Origin of the sequence: Streptomyces sp. LN549, from assembly GCF_043203805.1 — a bacterium.
Taxonomy (GTDB): Bacteria; Actinomycetota; Actinomycetes; order Streptomycetales; family Streptomycetaceae; genus Streptomyces.
This window is the reverse complement of sequence record NZ_JAZHRI010000002.1, coordinates 8,618,850-8,638,706: the sequence shown is the minus strand read 5'-3', so window position 1 is coordinate 8,638,706 and position 19,857 is coordinate 8,618,850. Positions and strand designations below refer to the sequence as shown.

The window sequence follows — 19,857 nt, the reverse complement described above, 5'->3', positions numbered from 1 at the left end:
TCAGCTCTCCAGCACCGAGCGCAGGTCCCACAGGGCACGCCAGGTGGCCGACCCCTGCTCCGCACGCCTGCGCACCGGCCCGTCCCAGTACCCCAGCAGCCGTGCCGCGTCGGCGGGGTCGTCCTTTCGGACGACACCGAGCAGATGGCCGGGCAGGAGGGAGAGCACGTCCCGGTCGCCAGGGAAGTAGGCGGCGGCCAGGCCCAGGGAGCCCGCGACGGAGACCGCCTCCGCCGTACTCATCACCGTGGAGGGGCGCTCGACCTCCCAGCCCTCAGCGGAGCGACCCTCGCGCAAGTCCCGGAAGGCGGTGACAAGGGCTTCGAGGACCGCGTCGTCCACCTGGTAGGCGGCGCCCACGCGTTCGACGGCCGCCCGCGACTGACGCCGGACGAGCGCGGTCTCGGCGTCCACGTCCCCGATGGGGCCCACGGTCTCGAAGTTGAAGCGCCGCTTCAGCGCGGCGGACATCTCCGAGACGCCCTTGTCCCGCAGGTTGGCGGTGGCGATGAGGGTGAACCCGGGGGCCGCGTGCACCTGGGCGCCCTCGCTGCCCGCGAGTTCGGGGACCGCGATCCGACGCTCCGAGAGCAGCGACACGAGGGCGTCCTGGACCTCCGGCAGGCAACGGGTGACCTCCTCGACGCGGGCGACGGCCCCCCGGGTCATGGCGGCGAGAACCGGGGACGGCACCAGGGCCTGCTCGGTGGGGCCCTGGGCGAGCAGCAGCGCGTAGTTCCAGCCGTACTTGAGCTGGTCCTCGGTGGTGCCCGCGGTGCCCTGCACGGTGAGCGCGCTGGTCCCGCAGAGGGCCGCCGACAGCAGCTCGGAGAGCATGGACTTGGCGGTGCCCGGTTCGCCCACGAGGAGGAGTCCGCGCTCTCCCGCAAGGGTGACCACGCACCGTTCGACCAGGGCGCGCTCGCCGACGAACTTCTGCTCGATCACCAGGCGGGGCGGCACCCCGGCTCCGGGCCGGGCGCCCTTCGGCAGGCTCAGTGCCTCGCCCGCGCTGCCCATCACGAAGGTGACGACGGCGCGCGGGGTGAGCAGCCAGCCGGGCGGGCGGGGCCCGGAGTCGTGGGCGGCGAGGAAGGCCAGCTCGGTGGCGTACCGGTCCTCGGGCGGCGTGACCTGGCGGTGCTCCCGGGTGTGCGCCGTCGCCTGGTCCGGGACGCCGCCCGTGGTGGTGCTGTCCTTGGTGGTCTTGGTGTCGTTCGTCATCGGCGGCGGCCCTTCCGGGTTGCGCGGGTGTCCAGTTCTTCGAAGGCGGGGGCGTCGCCGCCGCGGACCCGTGCCCAGGCGGCTGCGAACAGCTCGGGCAAGGGGAGGTGGGGCAGGGTCCGGGCGGACCCTGCCACGGGGTACAGGCGTTCCTTCCAGGTCTCCAGCGGCAGTCCGGGGGCGCCGCGTTCGAGCCAGCCGCAGGGGAGGAACAGGGTGCGGCCGGCGCGGGAGCGCTTCGCCTCCACGACGAGGCCGGTGGCGGTGAGTTCCGCCCGGGCCTTCTTGACCCGTGCCGGCTTCCACTCGGTCCAGCGGACGCAGTTGCGGTCCGTCGGGTCGGGCAGGGCGAGCAGCATCAGGTAGAGCGCGGCGGCGTCCGCGCTCAGACCGAGGACGTCGGCGGCTTCGGTCACCAGGTCGGGCACCGTACGCGTCGGGTCCTGGGCCGGGTGGTACGGGGAACCGTCGGGGGCGCCCGCCGAGGCCAACGCGTCGGTCTCCTCGTCCAGCAGGGCGCGCAGGGCGAACAGATCCCAGGTGCGGAGAGGGTCGACGGTGCCCTCGACGAGGCCGAACGCCGGGTCGTCGGGGCCCGCCAGGCCGGCCGGGCGAATCAGGAGCTTCTCGCTGTTGGCGTAGCCGGGGGCGAGGAGCAGCGCCGTGCCGGCCCGGACCAGCCCGTCGGCGTCGGCGCCGCCGGACTCGGGGAGCCCGTGGGCGGCGCGGACCACGGGGCCGATCGAGCCCCCCGACTCGGTCCATTCCAGACCGAGGTCCAGCACCAGGTCCGGGTCGGCGAGGCGGTCTCGCAAGGCGGTGAGCCCGACGGGCAGGTGCGCCCGCAGGGGGTGCCCGTACGGCAGCGTGTAGGCGAGGGTGCGCAGGGCGGTCACGGCCGAGTAGACCGCGCCGCGTGCGCTCACCCGGTGCAGTCCCGGGCGGCCGGTGCCGTCCGGGACGTACGTGCCGTGGGCGAGCCAGGTCCGGGAGCCCGTGTTGAGGATCAGATCGACGGCCTCCGCGGTGGTGCCCGACAGGTCGAGATCCAGTTCCTCGGGGACACGGACGAGGGAGGCCAGGCGCTTCTGCCACACCTCGGCGGCTGCCCGGACGTCGGGGCCCGTGGACCACAGCTCGGCCGGGTCGGCGGGCAGCAGTGCCTGGAGCACGGCGTGCCGGTCGTCACGGGGCAGGGCGTCCAGCCTGGACTGGGCCGCCTCGAAGACACGTGTCTTCACCCCGAGGAGCGCGATCGCCTCGGCGCCGGGCTCCTTGACGGCTGCCGACAGCAGGGCGGCGGACTGGAGGGGGCCGATTCGGGTGGCCGTGTGGAACGCCTCGGCGGCCTCCGGACGCCAGGGTGCCGGGCCCTGTTCCCGTACCAGGGCGATGAGCCGGGTGAGCCGGTCGCGGTCAATGCCCTGTCGGTGAACCTTCTCGTGGTCCAGGGTGAAGCCGGGGACGGGGCCGAAGGCTCCGGTCGGGTCGTGGTCCAGGGCGAGCCAGCGTACCGCGTCGTTACGGGAGTTCCATCCGTGGCCGGCGAGGACCACGATGGTGCGGGCGCCCCTGCGTAGCACCTGGCCGAGGCGGTGCACGGTCTCGGGGCGTCCCGATCCTGTCACCCCTCGGGAGATCGGCTCGACGAGTTCCACCTGCCGGACGGTGCCCGCCGGGTCGGTCAGCGGGCCCGCGGCGAGGGTCTCCAGGAACACGAGGAGCCCGGTGCGGTGCTCGGGGGAGGTGGTCGCCGAGGCTGCCCGGTAGGCCAGTTCGGGCAGATCGCCGAGGAGATCGGTCCAGGTCAGGGAGTCAACGGGCACGGTGTACTCATCCCGCTGCCAGCCGTCCACGGGAGTGAACGGGACCGTGGACAGGATGGGTGGGCCGAACGCCGGCTCGCCGCCGAAGACATGGTTGACGGCGAGGATCTGCCGGATCACGGTCCAACGGCGCCCGGCTCCCCACCAACCACCTCGCATCCGCTCGGAGTTCCAGGCCGAGGCCGACTGCAGGGTCATGTCGTCGCCGTGCTCGGGCTCGTGATCGAAGAACATGCCCTTGGTACGCGCGGTGTTCCGGGGGGTGGCCGGCTCCACGGGCTTGGGCGGTTCCAGGTAGTGGGCGGCCGCGACAGCCCGGTCCACCGCGTTCCGTACGAGCGCGGTGACGCCCGCGAGGAGCCGTGCGTCGGACACCTCGGGCAACACCCGGGCGAGGGCCTCCTCGCTCAGCTCCCGCGACGATGGTCCGGTGTACTCCTTGACGGCCCGGAACGCCTCCAGGTGCCGGGCGACCGCGGCGGCGACCTCCTCGAACAGCTCTCCTGCCCGGGAGTCCGTCAGGCTCCGCAGAGCGCTGGAGCCCCGCTCGTCCCTCGGGCGCAGGGCGTGCCAGTAGGAGACGGGAGGCACGTAGGGGGTGCCCGCCGCGTCGTTCCCACCGGAGGAGTCGGGGGTGACGGACCACAGGCTGCCACCGGCGCCGTCCGTGTCCGCCGGGTGCGCTTCGACGGAGCGGTGGTGCAGGGCTACGACCGGCCGTGACCCGCCGGGCAGAGTGAGGGCGCCGAGCGGCACCGGCGAGCCGCCGCCGGGCAGCGGGTGCGGCAGGGTCACCGTGTGGCCGTCGGGGGTGCCGGCGACGATCCGGTGCCCGTAGGCGGGGGTTGCCGTGCCGGACTCCGTGACCGTGCGGCGGACCCAGCGGCCGAGGACCGTGCCGTCCGTGCCGAACGGGGTGGTCTCCAGACCGGGCTGGAGGGGCAGCACCTGGCAGTGCTCGGCGAGCAGCCGGGTACCGTCCTGCACCCCGGAGCGGAGGAAGGCGGGGAGGGATGCGCGGCCGTGCGTACCGCCGACCGGGTCGTACTCCAGCCACATCCGCTGCGTGCCCTGGCGGCCTTCCCGCCAGTGCCCGGTGCCGTCGGAGATGACGGGGCGCTGAGGCGGGAGGGAGGTGTCGCCCGCGTGCAGGGCCTTGCCGCCGGTGGCGCGGCCGCCGCCGGGCAACGGCAGGGAGACCTCGTCCGAGAGGCCGGAGCCGCCCCAGCGGGGGATCTGCTCGCCGCCGACGGTGAAAACCTCGGCGGGACTGTGCGACCAGTAGCCGCGCAGCTTGCCTTCCTCCCACCAGATGACCAGCAACTCGCCGTCGACGTAACGGAAGGCGAGCTGCCGCCAGTGGTCGACGGTGGCGGGCAGCCGCAGGGTGTGCCGCAGCAGGACGCCTTCCGGGCCGACGACGACGGCCCGTTCGAGAGTGTTCAGGATCAGCGCGGGCCAGGCACCGGTGACACCGACGTCCTTCGACCGGTGGCGCTGCTGACGCGCGGCGGCTGCGGCCTCAGCGGTCAGTTCGGCGTAGGTCTCGTCGAGCGCGGGCCAGCCCAGTTCGTCGAGGATGCCGGTCCGCAGAGTGGAGGCGAGCAGCGGCACGACATCGTGGCCCTTGAGGAGTCGCACGGCCTCCGGGGCGACGTCCGCGACCACGGCGCGGAACGCCGAGAGCCTGTTGAGAGCGGTGTGGAGCCCGGGGAGCCCTCGCGCGGCCGCGTACTCCTCGGCGCGGGCGGTCAGCCACTCCCCCAGGATTCCGGAGAGCACCGGGTGTGCCGCCAGCTTCGCCATGCCGGCGTCGCTCAGCCGCTGACCGTGTCCGTCGCCGAGACCGCCGACGTTCCGGCTCAGAAGGGCGCGGAAGACCGGCCGTTCGGCGACAGCGGTCAGATCCCGTGCGCCGGGCTCGGTGTCGATGAGCCACGGGCCGACCGGGACACCGGCGGCCTGCGCGGTGCCCGTGTCCTGGTCGTCGGGCTCGGCGACGGGGACGCCGGATGCCAGGCAGAGGTCAAGTAGGTCCAGGTCGGCGTTGCGCTGCCAGCGGCCCTGGAACAGTTCGACGGGGCGCCCGTCGGCGCGCAGCCTGTCTGCCATCCGGGCGGCCAGGTCGAGGGTCTGCGGGCTGCGGCCCGCGGTGGCCCGGTGGCGCCGGCGGTGCGCCTCCCAGCGGGCGAGCCAGTCCGCCGGGGAGACGGACGGGTCGGAGGGTGCGGCGGTGGCGGAGGGAGCCTTGTCGGAGGTGTCCGGGAGGGCGGTCAGCAGGTCCTCGGCGCCGGACTCGGCCAGCAACCCCAGCCATCCGGATTCGCCGTCCGAGTCCCGGCCGCTCTCGCTGAAGCTCTCCGGGAAGAAGCCGAGCAGCCGGGCCCGCACGGCCGCATCCCGTCGGGCGAGTGCGACGAGCGCGGAGCGGTAGGCCGTCCAGAACGAGGCGGGGGCGCGGACGACCCCCGGAGAGCCGATCAGATCGGCCACCAGGTCGTGCTCGGCGGCCTCACGGTCCAGCCCGGCGGCCTTGACCAGCGCGCGCACGTCCTGCGGCAGCGCCGCGTACGGCGGCATGCCGGCCGCGCAGCGCTCGACCAGCAGACGGCGGAACTGCGCCCACGCGTCCGCCGGAGCGAGCCGGGCCACCAGGTCCCGCACGTACTGCCGCAGCGCCTTGACGGTCAGCGCGCCGGCGAAGGCGAACTCCAGGAAGACGGCCCGCTGCCGGTCCTCGTCCACGACCAGCCCGTGCACCCGCTCGGCCTCGCGGGCCTTTCCGAAGAAGGTGGCGGCGTAGGTGGTGTTCTCCGCCTGGAGGAAGAGGCGCGCCACCTGCTCGTAGTAGGTGGGCAGGAAGTGGGGCACGGCCCGGCCGAGCCGGGTGCCGAGTGCGTCGAAGCCCTCCTTGGCCGCTCCGGCGCGGGTCCTGGCCTGCCGGCCGAGCCGCTCGATGTCCTTGACCAGGGCCAGGGCGTGGTGCCCGTTGGCCGGGTCGTTGACCAGCGCCCAGGCCGGGAAGCCCAGCGTCTCGCGGCGCACCTGGCCCACGACGGGGGCCTCGGCGGTCCGGGCCAGCCCGAGGAACTCCAGGGCCAGGTCCTCGGCTTCGCCGAGGGTGCCGGGCACGAGCCGGACCACGGGGCGGTCGCCGAGGGCGGTGTGCGTGTAGGTGCGGGCGGTCAGCGCGTCGGCGTCGTCCCGGTCCGTGGTGCCGGCCGGGAGGATCGCGCCCGCGTCCAGCAGGGCCGCCGCGCGGGCTTCGTCGGCGAGTGTGGACGTGCTCTCGCCCTGCTCCTGGGCGGGCAGGAACGCCGCGCCCGCTGCCGTCGTGTTCGCGTTGGTGTTCGTCGTCGTGGTGCTCATGCCGCCCGCTCCTCGTCCTCCACGTCGCGGCCGGCGTAGAGCGCCGCCGCCATGCGCATGCCCTCGGACCACGCGACGGGGCCGACCTCGGCGGCCGTCAGCGCGCGCCCCGCAGGGTCGGTCCAGCCCAGGGGGCCCGTCTCGGTGCCGTACTCGTCGTATCCGTCGTGCTCGCCGATCCAGATGCGCGCCTCGACGGTGGCGCCGTCCTCGACGACCGGGCAGACCGCGTATCCGCCGCGCGACCGGTAACCGAGTTGGGTGACGCGGCCGTGCAGGAAGCGCAGTTCCTTGAACACGCCGCCGGCGTAGGTGTCCACGGAGGTGGTGTCCGGGGCGAGGCCCGGCGGGCGGCGCCACACCTCGCGGAACAACTGCTCCACGTTCTGGCGCACCCCCAGTTCGACCGCGAAGTCCCGCAGCTCGTCGAGGTCGTCGAGGAGGACGGGGTGGGGCACGCTGACGACGTCCGGGGTGATGCGGACCGTGTCACCGTCCAGATCGACGAGGCCGAGACCGCGGTCGGGGTCCACATCGCGCAGGAACCCGGCGACCCCGCCGTCCGCACCGGTGACCACCACGTCCCGCAGGGCCGCCTGCCACGACGGGTCGGGCCAGACCCGGGCGAGCACGACCGTGGGGACGGGCAGTGAACGCACCATCCACTGCTCGACGTCGGTCAGACACTGGTGCTCGTGCCGCTCCAGCCACTCGGTCAACTGCCGGAGCCCGACGACCGCCGGGTCGTCCTTCAATTTGGCCGGAACGGCCTTCAGCCGATGGCCCTTCCCGTTGCGGCAGACCACCTTGCCCGCCTCCAGGGCGACTTCATAGTCGCCCGCCGGAACCCACCCCATGCGCTGTTCTCCCCGATGTTCCGGACGGCCGCCGAACCGGCGGCACGCTGATGAAACCCGTCAACGGCAACGCACCGTGACGAGTGGGAGAGACTCTAGGCGTCCCCACTGACAATGCGTTCGGCCCCCTCCGCTTCGTCGTACGGGCCCGCACCCCGGAAGGGACTGCCCGGCCGTACCCACCATCCCGCCGAGGCGACGGGTGATGGCGGGAGCCGGCAGGGCGTCCCCGGATCGGACGAAGCGGACGGCGACGGCAAGGTGTTCCGAGTGGCGGGACGCCAGAGTCCTCGAGACCCTGCTGGAAGGGCTGATCGCACAGGCGGCCGCGCGGGGTGAGGTGGAACTGACCCTGGTCAGCGTGGACTCCACCACCACCCGGGCCCACCATGACGCGGCCGGTATGCGTCTGGCCCCCGACGAGTCAGGCCTGGCGCGGCATCGCCACCCGCTACGACAAGACCCCCGAGAGCTACCTCGCCGGCCTGCAACTACGCGCCTCGATGATCTGGATCAAAGAGCTCACCCAGACCGCCGATTGATCACGACTCGATACACGCCCTGGTGGCCTCAGAGCGACACGAACTGACTCAGGCGGAGACAGCAGTGCGGGACAGGGCGGTGCGCAGCGCGAAGACGCCGAGCAGGCCGCCTGCCGTGAACCGCTGGGCTGTCATGGCGCGGGGACGGGCGGCCAGAAACCCCGACACCCGCGCTGCGCTCAGCATGATCAGACCGTTCACGGAGACCCCCACGACGATCTGCACACCACCGAGCTGCAGCAGTTGTCCCCAGGCCGGACCTCCCTGCGGGTCCAGGAACTGGGGCAGGAGGGCGGCATACAGAAGAGCGATCTTGGGGTTGAGCAGGTTGGTCAGCAGCCCCATCGAAAACAGGCGGGCGTCGGAGACCGGAGGCAGGTCCTGGGCCGGGGCGAAGGGCGAGCGGCCGCCGGGCTTGAGCATGCTCCAGGCGAGGTAAGCCAGGTAGGCGGCCCCGGCAAGCTTGACCACCGTGAATGCAACCGGCACAGCGGCGAACAACGAGGACAGCCCCGCAGCCGCGGCCACCAGGTAGCACACGAATCCCACGGCGGTCCCACTGAGGCTGACCAGGCCCGCCCTGCGGCCTTGGGTGATCGCGCGGGAGGCGAGGTGGACCATGTTCGGTCCCGGAGTGAGCGCCATGCCCAGTTCGATCAGCGCCACTCCTCCGACTGCGGTCAGAGTGATCACCGGTCAACCTCCAGGTCGTTCGTCGAGTACCTGATACGGAATCGGGGTCACCCGGCCGCACCTGACGCGTACGACAGATGTGCAGCGCCTGCTTCTCCCGCTGCAGCATACGGTCTCGCCGCTCGGTATCTTCATGCACCCCGGCCCCGGTCCTCGCGAGCTCAGGCAGGGTTGGCGGTGGCACGTCGGGGTCTTGATCCTCCGATCGTGATCTGCGTGGTGGGGAACCAGGCACGTGCAGCAGTCATCCGAGACCAGCGGATTCACGGGCCGTTACCCGGCATGATCACTGAACTCGGCGCCGAGATGGGCCAGTTGCCGACCGGCAGGTACACCGTCTGGGAGTACTCACGCTCGCTGCCGTCTCCGCCGCCCTGCCGGCCTTCTCCGGCGGGGACACCAACGCCCTCGTCCCGCTTATTACGCCTCCTGGGCCAGTCCGATCGAGGCGCACTTCGGGCCGCTGCGGCAGTTCACCTGGCGAACTCCAACCATCCGAACCACACCGTCCAGACCCGTGAGCCACACCGCCACCTGCGCCGGCGCAACGCCAACGCCCGCCACCCGACGTCCTGACCGCCCAGCGCAAGGAAAGCGCCCGCGTCCGCAGCGCGAAAGGCATCCGTGGGGAGGCCGCCCCAGCACCGCCGCAGCTTGAGCGGCCTGTGTCTGCCGGCCGGGCAGCCTGGAGCCGATCCGGCGATCAGCTGACGTGGGCGGCGATGGTTCGCGCACACACCAGGGACTCGGTATGCGTCGTGTCCACCACCAGGTCATAGAAGACCCCCTCGTGAACCACATCCGCCTGCGACGCAGCCATCCCCTGGGTGCGATCACCTCGTGCGACCTCACGGCCCGCGGCGACCGCACTCTCACACCTGACGCCGACCCACAGCGCGGCCAGTCCGCCCAGAGCCTTCTGCCACCGCTGCTGGGACGCTGCTCCGCCGAGGAAGACGTCATCGATGACGACCCTGGCGCCTGCACGGGCCATCGCCACGACGCCGTCCATCCAGGCCGCCTCCAGCGTCCGGAAGTCCGCCCCGACGCTCACTTTGCCATCCGCCGCGAACACGATCCCCTCGTCCGACGCCTGCATCTTCGCGGGCATAGCATCGACGAACGAGTCGCACCCGAACGCCAGCCACGGATCTGGCAGCACCGCCTGCAGACTTCGTACGATCCCGGACTTCCCCGAGCTGGAACCACCGTTGAGAATGATCATCTGAGTCGTCACCGCGCCACAGTAAGGCGCCTCCCAGACGGCACGAAACGAGTATCGGCACACTGCTCTGCTGCCACGACCCGGTGAACGTTCCCGGTCACAGCACTAGCCGAGCTTTCGCAGCACCTCGGCGATGGTCGCCCGGTACGTCCGCAGCGCCTGCAGTCCGGCGGCGTAGTGGTCGCGGTGCCGTGCGATGTCCGCGGCCTGCTCCCGCGCCTGTACAGCGTGCCAGAGCTCGGCCGTATGGTGGCGGCGCTTGCAGGTGACGTCCGCGACGGCGGTGGCACGCTCCCGCTGCGTATGCCGGGTGTTGCCGTCACTGCCCCGCTGCCAGACCGTGTCCGTGTACGCCGCGACGGGGTCGGGATAGCGCGTGAATCCTTGCTCTGCCACACAGCGGGACCACACGTCCCAAGCCGCGCGGAGGCGCGGGTCGCGCTTGGCCGCCTTGTCGATCTCGATCGCCCGCGTATTTGCGTAGAGCCAGTCCCGCTTGAGATCGATGCCGCGCATCAGCCGCCGACTCGCCTCGGCGTTGCAGGCGGGGAAGTCCGCATACTCGGCATTGGTCATCCGGCGACCCGTCGGCCGGGGAGCCCGGGACTCTTCCGGGGCCCAGCCGTAGCCCCAGCGGCGGGCGGTGGCGAGATCCAGGGCGCCGTAGTCGGTGCTGACCGCGGTGGCGACGAGGGGGTCGCTGGGGTAACGGGGGTCGAGTGGGAAGTCCGAGTGGCCGCGCTCCGCCATGCACTGCCGGACCAGCAACGCCGAGGCCCGCTGCCATCGCTGGTAGTCCTTCGGCGTGTAGTCGTAGCGGTCGGCCGGCAGGGGGCCGAGGTCCGACGCCGTGCGAATGACCTCCGGGCGTGCTGAACCGGAGACACACATCGCCGCCAGCACCGCCACGACACCTATTCGCCACCCCCGCCTCACCATGCGAAGGGATGCTAGCAAGGACTGGCGGCGAAACCCCCAACTCCAGCCAGGCCGGGGACTGTCCTCGGCACAGTTGTCGCAGCGACTGCTGGGGGACCTTCAGCGTCCTCCTCCTCGCTCAGGAAGCCACCGTCGCCGCTGGAGCGCCCGGAGCCGAGGCCGTCTCCCGGCGGGACCCGGGCTGCTGCGCAGCGGAATACCTTGACCAGGCTCCGGCATGCCGGCGCTCTCGCCCCGCTGGGCAAGAACCGTGGTGGCGGCATCGCGGATGGAGGCCGCGGCATGATCGCGCAGGCTCGCCCTTCTTGTCATTCCCAGCCTCATGCCGGCGCAACAGGGGGTGGTACGGTCCTGCTCCATAACGGTTCATCAGTATTCCGAACCATCATGTAGTCCGGTGCGAGGGTGGGGGCGCCTCGTTGCATTCCGACCTGAACAGGGCAGAAGCCTCCCGTTTGAGCAAGGCTCCACGACGGTCGCGGCCATCCGGCAGCTCCAGGACGTGGACGGGCCAGACGACTGGGATGGTTCTGTCTTCCCTGGAAGGGTTGAGTAGTGACCGCTTCACAACAAAGCGAGAGCAGCCCCCCTATGAGCACGTCCCGAGACCGGCTGGACAAGGGGGTTCTCCTCGTCGCCGGTGTGATCGTGCTGGGCGGGATCATGTCGATCCTCGACATCACGGTGGTGTCGGTCGGACTGCAGACGTTCCAGAAGGAGTTCGCCGCGACCTCGGCCCAAGTAGCCTGGACGATGACGGGCTACACCCTGGCGCTGGCAAGCGTCATCCCGCTCACGGGCTGGGCTGCTGACAGGTTCGGCACCAAGCGTCTCTATCTCCTTGCGATCATCCTGTTCGCCGCCGGTTCCGCACTGTGCGCTGCTGCCACGTCGCTCGAGATGCTCGTCACGTTCCGCGTCCTCCAGGGCCTCGGCGGCGGCATGTTGATGCCCCTGGGCATGACAATCCTGACGCGTGCCGCAGGCCCTGAACGAGTCGGCCGGGTGATGGCAGTGCTCGGAATCCCGATGCTGCTCGGCCCCATCTTCGGTCCCATCCTCGGTGGCTGGCTGATCGACGCCGCCTCGTGGCACTGGATCTTCCTGATCAACGTACCGATTGGTGCGATCGCCCTGGCCTATGCGGCAATCGTTCTGCCCAAGGACCGTGTGCAGCCGTCCGAGACCTTCGACTGGCTGGGCATGGTGATGCTTTCGCCGGGGCTGGCGACGTTCCTGTACGGCGTCTCGTCCATACCCGAGACCGGAACGGTCTGGGCTGCCAAAGTACTCGTTCCCGCAGGCATAGGGCTGGTGCTCATCATCGCGTTCGTGCCGTGGGCCCTGCATCGGCGCAACATTCACCCGCTGGTCGACCTGCGCCTGTTCCTCAATCGGGACATGAGCATCTCGGTGATCGCGATGTCGCTGTTCGCCGTCGCGTTCTTCGGCGCCAGCCTGCTGTTCCCGCTCTATTTCCAGCAGGTGCGCGGCGAGTCGGCGCTGGACTCCGGACTTCTCCTCGCCCCGCAGGGCGTGGGGGCGATGATCACGATGCCGATCGCCGGCATGCTCGCCGACCGAATCGGCCCCGGCAAGATCGTGTTGACCGGCATCGCGGTGATCACGGTGGGCATGGGCATGTTCACGCAGTTGGCCTCCGACACGTCCTACGCGTACATCATCACCGCGCTCTTCGTGATGGGCCTCGGGATGGGTGCCTCGATGATGCCGATCATGGCATCGGCGTTGGCCACCCTGACGGACCACAACGTCGCCCGTGGCTCGACGCTGATGAACATCGTCCAGCAGGTCGCGGCCTCGATCGGCACCGCCCTGTTCTCGGTGCTCCTCACCAACGGCCTCAAGGACGTCACCGCGACCTCGCCCACCGAGGTGCAGACGCAGATGGGTGACGCGTTCGCCTCGGTGTTCCTGGTGGCGACCATACTGATCGCCTTCTGCCTGGCTCCCGCCGCACTCCTGCCTCGCAGGAAGGTCAAGGAAGCAGACCCCACCGTGCTGATGAGCCACTGAGCACACGGCGGATCGACGACGTCGACGCCGGTCTGTTTGTCCAGGTGCCGGCCGGGCCATCTTCACCACCCTGGACGAACAGACCGTCACCGCCCCTGGACCCACAGACCGACAGGCATCGCCCTCTCCTGCGCCGGGTCACACATGCGTGCCGCCAACCCAGTAGACACTCTCCCATCGCAGGGCCCTGACCTGGACTTACGCGATCGTCCCCTGAACCAACTGGACGCTCAAGGACGGCTTCTACGAAATGTGCCGTGCAGTACCGAGGCCAGGTCCAAGCACCAACAGGGGTGCGTCCACAGGGCCATCTACCTGATGCGACGTCTTGCTTCTGCCTCACTCACGCTCACACACCCCCGCGTCTCATCTGCAGTCCTACCGCCGGGGCCAGAAGGTGTGGGGCCACGCGGGCATGGACGCCATGTGGTCCGCCTCCGCGATCAAGGTCATCGGTCCGGGATCGATGAACCCGGATTTCGCGGGCACGTTGTCCCGCCTGATCGGCGACCACGATGTCCAGACGACCTCCACCTCGACCTCGGAGTCCGGTAAGTCCACCACTGCGTCCATGCGGCAGGAACGGATGCTGACCGCGGACACCATCCGCGCCCTGCACAAGGGAACTGCGCTCGCGTTCGCCACTCGCATGCGCGCGGTCATGCTCGATCTTCGTCGCCGTGCTTCGTCGGCCAAGCCCTCCGCGTACGAGCAGGCCGGCGTCGCCATGCGCCGCAGTGCCTCCCGCTCGTCGCGTTCGCTCCCCTCGTTCCGCTTGTGGAACTGCTGCGGGAAAAGGCCGATCACAGGCGGACCCAACTTGAGCAGCCCCACACGGCAACTGCCGTGAATCCCCCGGAAGTCCCCCGCCGCCCCGGCTGTCCCGTCCGGCCAGCAGCCGCGTCGCATCCCACCGAAAGAGAGTCCGAAAGTTTTCGAAGCTTCAAGAATTCCGGCGTTGCCGCATCGGCCAGATCCCTGCCTCATTCTCTCGGTGCTTTGCCTGCACACGCGTTGACCAGGGCAGGAGAGATCCGCTCTCTCGCTCGACTTTCGGAAACGTTACGGAAACCGTTGACAACTCCCCTGTCAGGGCCGACTGTTGTGACGCTCCCCGGCCGTGCATGGGATGCGCACGACCGGGCTGTGTCACCCCATCGATGAACGCCGACGTGTGCTCGGCGTGTCCTTTGGTCACAGACCGCGCTATTCGCGAGGAGGAAACAACGCATGAGCGACACCTCCAACAACTCCGACCCACGTCATGTGAGCCGCAGGAAACTCGTCTTCGGCAGTGCCGGGGCGCTGGTGGCGGCCGGGACAGCAGGACTGCTGCTGCCCGGCACGGCGCGCGCCGCAACGGTCCTCACCAGCAACGCGACCGGTACGCACAACGGCTACTACTACTCCTTCTGGACCGACACCCCGAGTTCCGTCAGCATGACGCTGTCGGACACGGCCGGCTCGTACAGCAGCCAGTGGAGCAACACCAACAACTGGGTCGGCGGTCTCGGCTGGAGCAACGGCAGCCGCCGGGACGTCACATACTCCGGCTCGTTCAACCCGGGCAGCAACGGCTACCTCGCGCTGTACGGGTGGACCGCCAACCCACTGGTCGAGTACTACATCGTGGAGAACTTCGGCCCGTACAACCCCGGTTCCGCCGGCACGAGGCGCGGCACGGTCACCGACGGCGGCGGTACGTACGACATCTACGAGTCCACCCGGACCAACCAGCCCTCCGTGGAAGGCACCAAGACCTTCCAGCAGTACTGGAGCATCCGGCAGAGCAAGCGCAGCAGCGGCACCATCAACACCGGCGCGCACTTCGACGCCTGGCAGGCGGCCGGGATGCCGATGGGTGCGTTCAACTACTACATGATCATGGCCACGGAGGGCTACCAGAGCACCGGCAGCTCCAGCGTCAGCCTGGGCGGCGGCGGAACCACGCCCACCACCCCGCCTCCGGGCGGGAGTACCACTCCTCCTCCGGGGACAGGTGCCTGCACCGCCACCTACCGCACCACCAACTCGTGGAGCGACGGCTTCAACGGTGAGGTGACCATCAAGGCGGGCAGTGGCGGCGTCACCGACTGGAAGGTGCCGGTGACGCTGGCCGGCGGTCAGACCGTCACCTCGCTCTGGAACGGCACCTCGAGCCGGAACGGGAACGTTCTGACCGTGACCCCGGTCAGTTACAACCGCACCCTGGGCGCGGGGCAGTCGACGTCGTTCGGCTTCACCGTCAGCGGACCGAGCAGCCCGTCCCCGTCGGTCGGCAGCTGCAGCGTGGGCTGACCCCGGCGTCGGCGTACCCACACGCTCCGGCGCGGTGCCGATCGGGCACCGCGCCGTTGCCTGTCCTGGGGCTCGGTGAGCAGCCCGGACACGACGCCGGTCGCGGGCGGGCCCGAGCATCCGACCCTGCGCGGGGCCCGTTACTGACAAGCCCGGGGGCACCCAGACTCACCGACGCGGCGCCTCCCGGACGCTGAAAGTGCCGCTGGGACTGGCGCGCGGCACCCGTACACCGGACGGGCTTATCGTGCTCCTAGGCCGCCTCGTCGGTCGGGGAGCCGGCCGCCTTTCGCGGCCGCGGGATCGTCGTCGCCGGTACGGGGGCCGCCCCGCCATCTGGGCCTGCGGTCGCCCAGACCGGTCGCCTTCCGGTGCGGGACGGCATGAAGACGCGTTCTGCACTCGCTGAATCCCTCGACGAGGAATACGGCCGGCATCCGTGGAGCGACTGCCTTGGGCGCTGACTTCGTTTCCGCGACGAGGCGTCCCCGCTCGCTTCCGTGTGCCGCCCATCAGCTGACGCGTGGACCGGACCGGAGGCCCTCCCGACGCTCTTCCGGACCGGCGCCACGCCTCCGGTCCGGCCCGTTCGACGTTCGCTGCATCATCGTGCCCCACACGTTGTCACCGCAGAGCTTGATCCACTTCTGCGACACGTCTCAGTAAGCAGTGCTGAGTTCCCAGAACCGGAAGACGGTCGAGGTGTCCAGGCAGTTCTGCAGGCCTCGGACGTTCTCGTGGGCGACCGCGTACTGCTTGCCCTGCCAGAGCGGCAGAATCGGCAGCTGTTGCGCCACGATGTCCTGCAGTTTCATGTACTCCTGCCGAGTGCTCGCGCGATCCGTCATGGACGAGGTCCGCGGGATGATCCGGTCGACGATCTCCTCGTTGTCGTAGTTGTTCGACAGGACGTTGCCCTCGCCGAAGAACGGCTGGGTGAAGTTGTCCGGATCGGGGTAGTCCGGCACCCAGCCCTTGACGTAGATGCCGTACTTGCCTTCAGCGATGCCCTTCTCGTACTCGTCGAAGGGGACGGACTTCATGCGGGCGTCGAAGAGCCCGCTCTGGTTCAGCTGATCGGCGATGGTATGCAATTCGTCGTCGGTAGCGGGCCCGTACCGGCTCGGGGTGGACCAGAGGGTGAGTTTCACCTTGTCCGCTATACCGGCGTCCCGCAGCTCCGCCTTCGCCTGTTTCGGCTTCGGGCTGTCCCCGTAGGTGTCGAAGAAGGAGGTTCCGTGGCCGGTGATGCCGACCGGGATGACCGAGTAGAGCGGTGCCGCCGTGGACTGGTAGACCTCGCTGACCACGGAGTGGCGGTCGACGAGGTAGGCGATGGCCTTCCGGACGGCGAGCTTGCCGACGACCGGGTCGTCAACGTTGAAGACCATGTGCTGGACTTCGGCGCTGTTGCCCTGGACTACCTCGATGCCACCCTTCTCCGCGGTGGACGAGGTATCCAGAGCGGCTATCGCCTTGGCGCTGAGGCCGCGGTAGGCAATGTCGACGTCGCCCTTCTCCAGAGCCGACTGGAGGGCCTGCTGGTTACCCCGGAAGAGCTCCAGGGTCACGCCCGAGTTCTTCACCTCGGCGGTTCCGTGATAGCCCGAGTAGACCGAGAAGACGGCTTTCCCCTTGTCGATGGAGTTCAGCTTGTAGGGGCCCGAACCGACCGCCTTGCCACCCTCGAGCAGACTGTCCTCGGGGTAGACCTGACGGTCCACTATGGAACCGCCCCCGGAGGCGATCTTGCTGGGGAACGTCGCGTCGGGCACCTTGAGGCGGAAGACGACGGTCTTGTCGTCCGGGGTGCTGATCGACGAGATCGTGGAGAGCAGCGGCGCGGGGCCCGCCGGGTCGTTGATCCTGATCGTCCGGTCGAAGGAGTACTTGACGTCCGCCGAAGTGAGGCTGTTGCCGTTGCTGAACTTCAGCCCGTCACGCAAGGTGCAGGTGTACGTTTTGCTGCCGTCGGAGAACTTGCACTCCTCGGCAGCCTCCGGCACGGGAGTGGATGCTCCGGGCGGGAAGCTCAGCAGGGACTGGAAGACGTTGTTGAACAGCAGCCAGGACCCCGGGTCGTATCCCGAGGCCGGATCCGTGGCGAGGATGTCGTCGGACATCCCGACGACCATCCTGCTCTCGGAGCCCTGGGAGCTGCAAGCCGTCAATAACATCGCTGCCAGTCCCCCGGCGATCAGGGTGCTCGGCCGCCTCGTACGAACCTTCACAGAACGTTCCTCATGCTCTCGGCCGGCCGCGTGGGGGGGTGTCCCCGGACAACCGGATCAGGTCGGAAACGACAGCGAACACCGCGACCGGCCAGCGCTGTCGGCCCGACCGGGCTCGATTGCGGACCGACGGACTGCCCGGACTCGGCGTTCGCCAGAAAACTCTTTACATGATGACTGACCACCAAATGCCAGTCGGTGAACTGCAGTTGGCAGGTCGATATCAATCTCGTGGTGATGTTGACAATCTACTTGCATGCCGCGATGCGCGCTGTCACATCGTACGAAAAAATCTGCATCCAACAGCCCGCGAACCCACTGGACTCAGCCCTCCGACCTGGCCTGCCCGGATACCTCAGCGATTTCCCCCTTCAAGGCGGACGCTTCGTACCTCTGTATAACCTGTCGGTGTATACGAACAGATTGAGGGTCCTCAGGTGAAAGCCGGACGATCGGATATCGCAATCGAGTTGCCCGAAGGTTCCGGGTGGGACTGGAATGTCCTCGCCTGGGACGGCGGTCGATTCCGGCTTGCCGAGGGGGCCGACATCACCTGCCACCACGACCTGGACCTGACCTTCACCAACCCGGCCTTCGTCTGCCGCCCCGCGGACTTCGAAGATCCCGTCTTCCGCACAGTCACATCCGAGGAACTGCCGGCTCTCGCCCGCCGGTTCGGTGGATGCCCACCCGTAGTGGTCGCCTTCGAAGCGGACGCCGGCGGGGTGGACCCCGTCACCTGCCTGGTCGCCGCGGAGCGGCTCGATATCGTGCAGGGGACCGTCTTGAGGTACTGGCGCGAGGACATGGTTCCCGGCCGGGGGTTCGCTCCGTGGGTTCGTCCTCCGGCTGAATGACGGGCTCGGCGATGCCGAGGGAACGTCTGCGCACGCGGAGCCTTCCTGGGGGTGGGGGCCGCAGCCTCGCCGTGCGGGTGAAGCCGTGAAGCCGACAGAGTTCGTTCCGCGGAGGGACGCTGTCACCACAATCGGAATACCCAGACGCTATTTGCTCAAAGTTGACGGATAAAGGGCACTTTGAAACATTTTTGCGCACACCGGGCTCGCCTGTGCGCACCATTCACCCCGTCGGCACCCTGATCACACCGTCGCCCCTGCCCGAATTCGGGCCCGGCGCAACAGGGTTGACGCCCCGGCCGGCGCGTCACGGGACCGCCACCGGAGCAGGGCGGACGGCGGCTCTCCCGCGCGGACGGCCCGATACGGTTCCGGGGCAGCGGCGGCTCAGGTGGAACTGAGGGGGTGGGTGGCCGTGACGGAGCGCGGGGGCCAGGCCCGGGGCGCCAGAATGCCCAGTACGTAGGCGCGGGCGACGAGGGCCGGCCTGGTCGCGGCCCCGAGGATCTCCCGGAGCCGGCTGAGGTGGTAGTCGACCGTCTGCCGGGACAGCCTCAGCGACGTGGCGATCTCGCCGTTGCTGCTGCCCTCGGCGAGGAGGGACAGAATGCGGACCTGCGCGGCGGTGAGCGGCGGATGGGCCGCGTGGGCAAGGCTCTGGTGGGTGACGACGGCCCACACGTGCCGGGCCCGCGCCGCGGAGCGCCCGACCGTCGTCAGGTGGAGCTGTACGCGGCGCTGCCGCCCCTGGAGGTCGACGAACACGGCGGACGTCTCCACCCGTCTCACCCTGCGGGCTATCAGCCCGTTCCATCTCCGGTGCAGCTGGCCGAGGTCGGGCGCGGGCGCGAGCAGGGTGTGCGCACGGCGGCCGACGAGATCGGCCAGGCTCGTCCGGAACAGCTCAGCGGCTGCCGCACTCGCCTGCACGACCCGCCCGTTGGCCGACAGCAGCGCGCACGGCAGCCCGCTGTGGTCGCGCAGCGCCTGCAGGTTCTCCTCGGCCTCCCGGCGCTGGACCATCGCGCGGGTGTGTTCCGTGATGTCCACGTAGATCCCGGCGACGCAGGTCTGCGCGTTCTCCTCCACGGGGAAGCGGTGGCCCGCCGCCTGCCCGGTGGTGCCGTCCGCGCGCTGATAGCCGAGCGTGTGGCGGACCGGCCTGCCGCGCGCGAGGATCTCCTGGTCGAGCGCGCGGAACTGCACGGCGTCGGCCGGGGAGTCGAAGTCCTCGATGTGTTTACCGACGACCTCCTGCGGGGTCGTGCCGTAGAGGTGCGCGTAGGCGTGGTTAGCCCACAGATAGCGTCCCTCCCGATCCCGGATGAAGGCGGCGGCGGGCGCGAGGTCGGCGAAGTCCGCGAACGCGGCGTAACGGCGCGGCACTTCGGGCCGTGTGTCGGCCTCCACCGCGAGCCCGCGCCTGCGGCCCTGGCCACGTGCCCCGTCCAGTGACCAGGTCACGTCGAAGGTGCGGCCGTCGAACCGGGTCCGCCGGTGACCGTCCGCGGTCGAGGAGCCCGGATCCGAAAGTTCCTGCCGCAACCGGTCGAGGAACCGCTGCGCCGTACCCAGGTCGGCGAAGGCGCCGCCACCTCGTTCCAGAACGCGCCACTGCCCGTCAACCTCCCACCAGGACACGGGTAGATGTTCAAGCAGTGCCTTGAGCGCGTGATCGTCCACAGTGATGTTCCATCCTCGGTCGACTGGCTGACACGGGTTGCCATCGCAATGTGTATCCCGTCCCGATACGGCGCAT

The 19,857-nt window shown here is 69.8% G+C and carries 12 protein-coding genes and 2 pseudogenes; 6 read left to right on the top strand and 8 right to left on the bottom strand.

Annotated elements, in window-relative coordinates; genetic code table 11:
* Genes SH922_RS38210 through SH922_RS38200 form a run of 3 tightly spaced genes read right to left on the bottom strand, consistent with a single transcriptional unit; the run spans position 1 to position 7,276 of the window.
* Entirely contained in the window at positions 1–1,224 is a 1,224-nt protein-coding gene (locus SH922_RS38210) for an AAA family ATPase (RefSeq protein WP_393063092.1), read from the bottom strand.
* Positions 1,221–6,419 carry a hypothetical protein gene (locus SH922_RS38205; RefSeq protein WP_393063091.1) on the bottom strand — a complete coding sequence of 1,733 codons (5,199 nt, stop codon included), beginning with the start codon at positions 6,417–6,419 and terminating at the stop codon, positions 1,221–1,223. Before SH922_RS38205 ends, SH922_RS38210 begins: the two co-directional genes overlap by 4 nt.
* On the bottom strand, positions 6,416–7,276 hold the full coding sequence (locus SH922_RS38200) for a DUF4132 domain-containing protein (protein WP_393063090.1): 861 nt from the start codon (positions 7,274–7,276) through the stop codon (positions 6,416–6,418). Before SH922_RS38200 ends, SH922_RS38205 begins: the two co-directional genes overlap by 4 nt.
* A gap of 389 nt (positions 7,277–7,665) precedes the next feature.
* On the opposite strand from SH922_RS38200, the gene SH922_RS38195 reads away from it, so the two are divergent.
* Positions 7,666–7,818: a hypothetical protein gene (locus SH922_RS38195; protein WP_393063846.1), complete on the top strand. Its 153-nt coding sequence runs from the start codon at positions 7,666–7,668 to the stop codon at positions 7,816–7,818.
* Between the two features lie 48 nt (positions 7,819–7,866).
* On the opposite strand, the gene SH922_RS38190 is transcribed toward SH922_RS38195, so the two are convergent.
* Entirely contained in the window at positions 7,867–8,511 is a 645-nt protein-coding gene (locus tag SH922_RS38190) for a LysE family translocator (protein WP_393063089.1), read from the bottom strand.
* 421 nt (positions 8,512–8,932) lie between these two features.
* On the opposite strand from SH922_RS38190, the pseudogene SH922_RS38185 reads away from it, so the two are divergent.
* Positions 8,933–9,169, top strand: a pseudogene (locus SH922_RS38185) (IS630 family transposase); the annotation flags it as partial.
* Positions 9,170–9,214: 45 nt separating this feature from the next.
* On the opposite strand, the gene cpt reads toward SH922_RS38185, so the two are convergent.
* Both cpt and SH922_RS38175 read right to left on the bottom strand, forming a co-directional pair.
* Positions 9,215–9,748 carry a chloramphenicol phosphotransferase CPT gene (cpt, locus tag SH922_RS38180; protein ID WP_393063088.1) on the bottom strand — a complete coding sequence of 178 codons (534 nt, stop codon included), beginning with the start codon at positions 9,746–9,748 and terminating at the stop codon, positions 9,215–9,217.
* 93 nt (positions 9,749–9,841) lie between these two features.
* On the bottom strand, positions 9,842–10,675 hold the full coding sequence (locus tag SH922_RS38175; RefSeq protein ID WP_393063087.1) for a hypothetical protein: 834 nt from the start codon (positions 10,673–10,675) through the stop codon (positions 9,842–9,844).
* Positions 10,676–11,230: 555 nt separating this feature from the next.
* On the opposite strand from SH922_RS38175, the gene SH922_RS38170 reads away from it, so the two are divergent.
* The 3 genes and pseudogenes from SH922_RS38170 (at position 11,231) to SH922_RS38160 (ending at position 15,010) form a co-directional block, all read left to right on the top strand.
* Positions 11,231–12,712, top strand: coding sequence for a DHA2 family efflux MFS transporter permease subunit (locus SH922_RS38170; protein ID WP_393063086.1), 1,482 nt, complete (start codon positions 11,231–11,233; stop codon positions 12,710–12,712).
* Positions 12,713–13,076: 364 nt separating this feature from the next.
* A pseudogene (locus SH922_RS38165) lies at positions 13,077–13,562 on the top strand (TraM recognition domain-containing protein); the annotation flags it as partial.
* A gap of 380 nt (positions 13,563–13,942) precedes the next feature.
* On the top strand, positions 13,943–15,010 hold the full coding sequence (locus SH922_RS38160) for a glycoside hydrolase family 11 protein (RefSeq protein WP_393063085.1): 1,068 nt from the start codon (positions 13,943–13,945) through the stop codon (positions 15,008–15,010).
* A gap of 659 nt (positions 15,011–15,669) precedes the next feature.
* Here SH922_RS38160 and SH922_RS38155 read toward each other — a convergent pair.
* The gene (locus tag SH922_RS38155) at positions 15,670–17,241 is read right to left on the bottom strand and encodes an ABC transporter substrate-binding protein (protein WP_393063084.1); all 1,572 of its coding nucleotides are present in this window, start codon (positions 17,239–17,241) and stop codon (positions 15,670–15,672) included.
* A 470-nt stretch (positions 17,242–17,711) separates the two neighbouring features.
* Between SH922_RS38155 and SH922_RS38150 the strand changes: the two genes are divergently transcribed.
* The gene (locus tag SH922_RS38150; RefSeq protein WP_393063083.1) at positions 17,712–18,098 is read left to right on the top strand and encodes a hypothetical protein; all 387 of its coding nucleotides are present in this window, start codon (positions 17,712–17,714) and stop codon (positions 18,096–18,098) included.
* A gap of 387 nt (positions 18,099–18,485) precedes the next feature.
* On the opposite strand, the gene SH922_RS38145 is transcribed toward SH922_RS38150, so the two are convergent.
* Positions 18,486–19,739 (bottom strand): PAS domain S-box protein, encoded by a 1,254-nt coding sequence (locus tag SH922_RS38145; RefSeq protein WP_393063082.1) that lies wholly within the window; start codon positions 19,737–19,739, stop codon positions 18,486–18,488.
* Positions 19,740–19,857: the final 118 nt, after the last annotated feature.